Here is a 6,645-nt window from a genome sequence, read left to right as displayed (position 1 = left end):
GCCCTACGCCTGGCCGGCCGACCCGACATCACCGAAGCCACCCGCTGGGCAGCCCGCAACATGACCAGGCCATTCACCATCCTCGGCCTCACATCCTGATCATGAAACGGACCACCTGCACCGAACGGTTGACCGCGAGTCCCCGCAGGTCAGCCGGCACTCAAGCGACTACGCAATAGCCCTGCTCATTGCCCGGGGGTGGGTCCGCCGCGACTGCCCTCCATCGGTGCCGATTCGCCGCGCGACCTCAGTGGGGACTTCTGTCGCGTACTGTTGACGGTGCGGATGACGGCCATGGTGACCAGCGGCCCGCAAGGTAGTTCCGGATATTCCGCCGCGATCGTCCGGAGGCAACTGATGACTACGCTCGGTCACTGCATCGCAGACGAATGAACACGGATCGCGGATCAACCCCTCGGCCGTGACAATTGTGGTGCACATCACAATTGGCCGATCTTAAACCGAGCCTGACTGCCGCCTTTCTCGTGGTGAAAGCCTTCGTTGAGGTTCCTGATGCGGCCCTGGAGCGCGGCATGGCGCCCCCTTCTACTTCGCCTAGGGGGCGGCGGTTGTCATGGCAGAATCGACCCCTGAGCGTTTTTGATCTTGCGATTGGATCGCTGGTCTGACCTGCGGGACCGGTAATACGGTCGGCCGCATGCCCGAACCGATACTGCCGACCAGCGGTTTGCATGCCGCTCCTTCTGAGCGTCAGGACGACTGGGGCCTCGGTGTGCACGAGGACGGCTTCGGCCTTGGATCTCCCGGGAGGTGCGGATCGTGTTGGATCTGAAGCCTTATCGGGACGCGCTCGCGCTGCCAGGATTGCGACCCCTACTGCTGGTCGCGATCCTGGCCCGGGTGCCGGTGGCGGCCACCGCCGTAGTAATGACGCTGCACGTCCTCGATCTGGGCCACGGTTATTTCGCCGCCGGACTGGTCGGGGCCGCGCTGACGGTCGGTTCGGCGCTCGGCGCACCACTCCTCGGCCGGCTGGTCGACCGGCGCGGCCTACGGCCCATGCTGCTGCTGACCACGGTGGTCGAGGCGCTGTTCTGGGCCACAGCGCCGGTCCTGCCGTACCCGGTGCTGCTCAGCGCAGCGTTCGTCGGCGGGCTGCTCACCCTCCCGGTCTTCTCCGTGGTCCGGCAGTCGATCGCCGCGCTGGTCCCGCCGACCCATCGCCGCCAGGCGTACGCGCTGGACTCGATGTCGGTCGAACTCAGCTTCATGATCGGGCCGGCGGGGGCGGTGGCCCTGGCCACCAGTGCTTCGCCCACTCTGACCATGTACGCCGTCGGCGGCGGCATCGTGCTGGCCGGACTCACCCTGCTGGTGCTCAACCCGCCGACCCGGGCCCGGGACGAGCAGACGACGCCCGCGCAGCCGCTGCCCCGCCGGCAGTGGCTGACCCCACGGCTGATCGGGCTGCTCGCCGGTGGAGCAGCCAGCACGCTGGTAATCGCCGGCATCGATGTGACACTGGTGGCGGTCCTGCGTGACGCCGGGCAGGTCAACTGGACCGGTGTGGTGCTGGCGCTCTGGGCCTCGTACTCGTTGGTTGGCGGCTTCACCTACGGCGCGCTGTCCCGCCCCGTGCCGTCGCTGGCCCTTACCCTGCTACTCGGTCTGGTCACCATTCCGATTGGTCTGGGCAGCGGCGACTGGTGGTTGCTCGCCTTGGTGCTGCTGCCATCCGGGGTCCTCACCGCGCCCACCGTAGCCGCCACCGCCGACGCGGTGAGTCGGCTGGCGCCGGCGAGCGCACGGGGTGAGGCGATGGGCCTGCACGCATCGGCGATGGTGACAGGGCTGGCGCTCGGCGCCCCGCTGGCCGGCGCGGTAATCGACGCCTCCGCGCCGGCCTGGGGCTTCGCCGCGACGGGCCTACTCGGCGCGCTGACCGCGCTGGCAGTGCTGCCGACCGAGTTGCGTCACCGGGGCTCCGACGCCGCCATGGCCACCATCACCCCCACCGCCGCTCCCGTGCCCGATTCCGCCCCCGTCCGACCGTCAATCTAGAGAAAACACCCGGCAAATCGGTTACGGCGTTCGCCCCCGCATCCGCTCCCCCCGGTCCGCCATGCCATGGCAGTGCGCGGAACACACAGGCGCCAAGCACGAGATTTACCGCCGCTACCTCGAGCGATGGTTCCCGATCCTGCTCGCCAGCTCGAACGCCTACCCCTCAGTCACGTACGCCGAGGGGTTCGCCGGACCCGGCGTCTACAGCGGTGGCGAGGACGGCTCCCCCGTCATCGCAATCCGCGCGCTCGTCGGCGAGGTTCCACCGAACAAGGGCATCGCCCGATTCGTCTTCATTGATGATGATCAGCGTTGCGTCGACATGCTGGGGGAGACCCTACTCAAAGCGTTTCCGAAACGGCCAAGGACCGACGCCGCCATGCCCGTCTGGAGGAAAAAGGGCACCTGCGCCGAAGACCTTGAGGTCGCGCTCGACCGCGTACAAGCCTGGGGCCAGCCAATATTCGCTAACCTCGACTCCTGGGGCAACGCGCCCGTCCCTTTCAAGCTCCTGCAGCGCTTGGCCACGAACGTGTCCACCGAAGTCATCGTCACGCTGCTCCCGCAGCACTTCGTCCGCTTCGTCAGCCGGTTGGATAAGGAGAAGGGCGACGACGTGTTCGGCGGAGACCCTCACTGGCGTGACGTCGTCAACCTGCCGCCGGAAGCGAAGAGTCGGCACATCCTGACCTGCTACCGGAAAGCCCTAAAGCAGCGGGTTTTCCATACCTGTTGGACTTCGAACTTGTCCCCCGCAACGGCCAGCCCCTGTATCTCGTCTTCGGCACGGGGCATCCCCTCGGCGTGCAGAAGATGAAGGACAGCCTCTGGGAGGTCGATCGACTTCAGGGGGTCGGCTTTCGTGACCCACGCGACGATCAGGCAGAAACGTTGTTCGCCTTGGACGAGCCTCTCCTCGGACCGCTGACTCGACTGCTGCAGCAGAGGCTGCGGGACAGCGCGCCGGTCCGTGTGGAGGATCTACGCCACTTCGCTCTGTTCGAGACCGTGTACCGACCTGAGCATGTCATCAAGGCACTCAAGCCACTCGTCGAGACCGGTGCCGTGAAGATCGAAGCCGGTGGTCCGCTGCGCAGGTCATCCTTCGTGTCACTGGTCCAGGAGTCTGCCCAGTAAGGCTTCGGCCGCATCGCCGCCAGCGGCGGTCAGTGGGGTAATTGCGTTCGGGAGGCGACCACGTGATCCGGATTCGGCTCGTCGCCGGCGACGTCGACGAGCTGCACGCCGCCGCCGTCGCCCAGGCTCTCACCATCATTCACACCAGCCGCCCGATGCGCCGGCGCTCGGGAGACGGCGTCTCGCTGTCCGTCGACGCCGAGCTGCCCACCACCGCGGCGATGCGACGCGCCACGTAGCGCCGGATCCACTGCCGTTGGTCAAGGGCCAAGTGGGTGTGGCTCCGGGGAGCTGCTCCGGCTATAGGGGCGTGATCTTGGTCGCCCTGGCCGGGTACCCGTCCTGGCCGGGAACTTCGTAATGGCAGCGCACCCGCTGGCCTGGCGTGAGGCTTCGATACTGCGTTGGCCCAGCGACGATCGCGCTGTAGTGGGTCCACGCGGTTAGCTCGGAGTGGTCGAGAGCGACAGTCCCCCAGCCCTCTTCGTTGTGCCAGGCTGTCACCGCCCCGGTGTCCTGCAGGTCTTGGTCGCTCATGGACCTCACCGTATCGAATCGACGGAGGGCGGGCATCGGACCTGCCGTGACCGCCCCCTATCGGTGAAGGACGTCGGATCACACCCAGGTGATGGCCCAGTTCGGCGTCTCCCACGCATGTTGGACTTCGAGTCGGTGAGGCGAATCCAACGAGCGATCCGCCAGCAGCAGACAGGAGGCTCGATGGCCGACGAGTCGTCATCGGCCCGCGTCGCGTTGGCTAGGGGCTGATCGGTCAATGGCAGGGCCCGGCCTGGGAACCTTTGGGGCATCGGTCGTGCCTTGAATCGCTTGCCGGGTACTGCCGTGGATAGCCAGGGCAGCCCGTCGGGCGCGGGCGCTGGCGGGCGTTGTCAGCAGCGGCGCGGCTGCCGTGTCGATCGCGTCGAGGATTGGATGCCAGCGGGGATCGATGGCGCTATGTAGCCGGTGAGAGTTGTCGAGGTACCAGGCCCGTTCGGTGGGCGTCCAGGGGCGTTGGCGCTCGGCGCTGATGGCGGCCGTGAGCGCAGGAGGGCGTTGCCAAGCGCCGGTGGTGCTGGTGTTGGCGTAGACGACCTCGCCGTTGCGCCGAAACGCGAAGGCGACGTGTGCCAAGTTTTGGGTGTCGACGGCGTGTGCGCCGCGGATGACGCCGTGGTAGCACTCGTCGTGAATGGTGGTGTCGATCAGCCGGCCGCGGCCGACTTCCTGAACCTCGCTCCAGTACCGGTGCAGGATCCCCAGACGGCTGAGGGCCTCGGGGACCGCGACGATGGCGACTTCGACGCGGTAGCCGGCGTCGTGGAACCGGCGGGCGATGTCCTCGAACTCGCTCTCGTAGCGCATGGCCGACTCGAGGACGACGTGGCAGCGGTTGTCGATGGCGTACTGCTGGGCCTTGCCCCACCAGCGTTCACCGTCCGGTCGCACCTTCGCGCTGGCCGTGGTTTCGTCCTCGGCCTGCCAGTGGTGGAAGCTGGGGTGCATCGGGTTGTAGAAGTCCATGTTGATGTTGATGAAGCCACTGCCCGAGCCCAGCGCTTGCTTCACCATCGCGGTGACCGCCGTCTTGCCCGCGCCGGTCTGTCCTCCCACGATGACCACCACCGGCCGCTGCTGGGATGGGGCGCCGGTGAGGAACATCGGGACGATCTGGTCGCGGAAGATCCGCTCGTTGGCGTCCTCGGAGAGCACGCCGTCAGGGAATTCGGTCAACCGCGTGCCTGACGCAGCACGGCGACGCTTTCCTCACGGTGCCGGGCGACTTCGTCGATGTCGGCGGGGTCGAGATCCCGCAGGGCCTGCGCGAGACGGCTCTGAGACGCGATGACCTGCTCCAGGGAGCCCGGGTCACCGCCGGTCTGCTCTAGCTCGTAGCGGCGAGCGGACTGGGCCGCGAGGGCCTGGGCGATCAGGTCTCGGGTGACCTGGTGATCGTGGAGCTGCTCCGGTGTCAACGGCGACGGGGTGAGGCTCCCCAGCACCGACTCGTCATTTCCCGACGAAGGCATGCTCGTCCCTTCCTAGCTCAAGGTGCGGGGTTGCGGCGAACTCCACCAGCGTGAGATCGCCGGCGGTGCCGTCGTACCGGGTGATCGACGTGTTCGCGACCGGAGTCGTCGCGACGATGGCAGCGATCTCGTCGAACCCGAGGCCTTCGATGAGGTGGCGCATCACCACGACCACGGCGTCGTGGGCCACGAGCAGGACGCGCCGGCCCGCGTGCTGGGTGTTCAGGTCTGCCAGCACGGCCGCCAGGCGTCGAGCGATGTCGGCGAACGACTCACCGCCAGGAGGTTGGTAGGAGAACTCGCCTTCGGCCGCGAGCCGGGCTGCCTCTGCGGGGAACCGTTGAGCGATCATGGCGGGGGTCAGTAGCTCCAGGTCGCCCATGAGCCGATCGCACAGACGGTGATCGACGACGGCGGTGGGGTAGTCGCCACCCGACTGCGCCGCGGTTTCCGCCGTTCGTGACCAGGTCTGCCGAGCGCGGAGGTAGGGGGAGCAGATGACCTGTTGGGGCCGGCGGTGAATGGGTATAGCGGCGAGCCAGTGACCGAGTCGGGTGGCCTGCTCCCATCCCAGCGACGACAGCTCGATGTCGGCATCTCGCCCGGTCAGACCATGGTCGGTCAGGCCCCGTGCGTGTGCGTCGGCGAAGGCGACGTTAGCCAGGCTCTGCCCGTGTCGGATGAGGGTCAGCTCAGCGACGGTGTCCATGTCTCCATTATCCGTGGTGGAGCTAGAGGGGTTCGAGCTCCTCGTGGCGGTGCCAGGGGAATCAGGTGCTGTCGGTGTCGGGAAGCTGGGCGAGGACTTCCGGTGGTGCCAGCTCAGTGGGCAGGGGACGGGGCTCGGTGTGCTTGGTCGGGTTGCACCGGTTGAAGGGCCCGTATTCGGCGGCGAGCGCGGCGAGGTGTGGGTCGAGGTGGTCTCGCCACCAGATGCTCATGCCGGTTTGGGGGTCGCTGACCCGCAGGGTTTCCCAGGCCCGCCAGAGCGCGTACAGGCGGGAGATCGCCTCGGGGTGCGCCCACCACCGCGGGCACCAGTTGATGCCGCTGGTGGGCCCGGAGGCGAGGCGCCGCTCGACGACGTGGGCGAGGTAGTCGCCGACGAACGCCTCCACGTTGCGGTACACCGGCTCCGCGCCTTCCGGTTCCGCCGCCGGCGCCTCGGCGACCGGCGGGGCTGCGCCCGGATCGCCGGCGAGCTGGCCAAGGAGCGCGCTGAGGTCGGCGACGGCGTCGGCGGCCGTCCCAGCGGTCGGCGTGGTCATGGGATCGGCTCCGGTGGGACGTCGGGGGATAGAGTCCAGTCGGTGCGGCCGGTGGGGTCCCAGTGCGCAATCGACGCGCGGATCGCGGCGGCGTAGGGCCCGTCTTGCCAGGGGGCGGTGCGGGCGAGCGCGGGCGGGGCGCCGGAGGCGTAGACGACCATCCGGCCGCGGGGCAGGGCGTGCAG

General features: G+C 68.0%; 8 protein-coding genes and 1 pseudogene. 4 read left to right on the top strand and 5 right to left on the bottom strand.

Features of this window, described 5'->3' with window-relative positions; translation table 11 throughout:
- Positions 1-759 precede the first annotated feature (759 nt).
- From AB0H52_RS31220 to AB0H52_RS31205, 4 genes are all read left to right on the top strand, one after another.
- On the top strand, positions 760-2,022 hold the full coding sequence (locus AB0H52_RS31220) for an MFS transporter (RefSeq protein ID WP_151492464.1): 1,263 nt from the start codon (positions 760-762) through the stop codon (positions 2,020-2,022).
- Positions 2,023-2,083: 61 nt separating this feature from the next.
- Complete coding sequence (tcmP, locus tag AB0H52_RS31215) at positions 2,084-2,842, top strand: three-Cys-motif partner protein TcmP (protein ID WP_225854771.1); 759 nt, start codon at positions 2,084-2,086, stop codon at positions 2,840-2,842.
- A complete protein-coding gene (locus AB0H52_RS31210) occupies positions 2,830-3,162 on the top strand; it encodes a hypothetical protein (RefSeq protein ID WP_225854770.1) in 333 nt (110 codons plus the stop codon). The genes tcmP and AB0H52_RS31210 overlap by 13 nt, the downstream gene beginning before the upstream one ends.
- A 62-nt stretch (positions 3,163-3,224) precedes the next feature.
- A complete protein-coding gene (locus AB0H52_RS31205) occupies positions 3,225-3,401 on the top strand; it encodes a hypothetical protein (RefSeq protein ID WP_192580458.1) in 177 nt (58 codons plus the stop codon).
- Between the two features lie 496 nt (positions 3,402-3,897).
- Here AB0H52_RS31205 and AB0H52_RS31200 read toward each other — a convergent pair whose 3' ends face one another.
- The 5 genes and pseudogenes from AB0H52_RS31200 to AB0H52_RS31180 form a co-directional block, all read right to left on the bottom strand.
- Positions 3,898-4,875, bottom strand: a complete 978-nt coding sequence (locus AB0H52_RS31200; RefSeq protein ID WP_357951867.1) for a zeta toxin family protein — start codon at positions 4,873-4,875, stop codon at positions 3,898-3,900.
- A 17-nt stretch (positions 4,876-4,892) separates the two neighbouring features.
- Positions 4,893-5,192, bottom strand: coding sequence for a hypothetical protein (locus tag AB0H52_RS31195; protein ID WP_151492461.1), 300 nt, complete (start codon positions 5,190-5,192; stop codon positions 4,893-4,895).
- Entirely contained in the window at positions 5,173-5,901 is a 729-nt protein-coding gene (locus tag AB0H52_RS31190; protein WP_151492460.1) for a histidine phosphatase family protein, read from the bottom strand. Before AB0H52_RS31190 ends, AB0H52_RS31195 begins: the two co-directional genes overlap by 20 nt.
- Positions 5,902-5,962: 61 nt before the next feature.
- Positions 5,963-6,460, bottom strand: a complete 498-nt coding sequence (locus AB0H52_RS31185) for a DUF4913 domain-containing protein (protein WP_357951864.1) — start codon at positions 6,458-6,460, stop codon at positions 5,963-5,965.
- A pseudogene (locus AB0H52_RS31180) lies at positions 6,457-6,645 on the bottom strand (conjugal transfer protein); the annotation flags it as partial. The gene AB0H52_RS31185 and the pseudogene AB0H52_RS31180, both read right to left, overlap by 4 nt.

It is taken from the genome of Micromonospora sp. NPDC050695 (assembly GCF_040654415.1).
In the GTDB taxonomy this organism is placed as follows: domain Bacteria; phylum Actinomycetota; class Actinomycetes; order Mycobacteriales; family Micromonosporaceae; genus Micromonospora.
This window is presented reverse-complemented; position numbering and strand designations above follow the sequence as displayed.

What these genes read in the sequence shown, in the direction of transcription:
- AB0H52_RS31185 (WP_357951864.1), bottom strand. Translation starts at nt 6,460, where the DNA reads ATGACCACGCCGACCGCTGGGACGGCCGCCGACGCCGTCGCCGACCTC.
- AB0H52_RS31195 (WP_151492461.1), bottom strand. Translation starts at nt 5,192, where the DNA reads ATGCCTTCGTCGGGAAATGACGAGTCGGTGCTGGGGAGCCTCACCCCG.
- AB0H52_RS31190 (WP_151492460.1), bottom strand. Translation starts at nt 5,901, where the DNA reads ATGGACACCGTCGCTGAGCTGACCCTCATCCGACACGGGCAGAGCCTG.
- tcmP (WP_225854771.1), top strand. Translation starts at nt 2,084, where the DNA reads ATGCCATGGCAGTGCGCGGAACACACAGGCGCCAAGCACGAGATTTAC.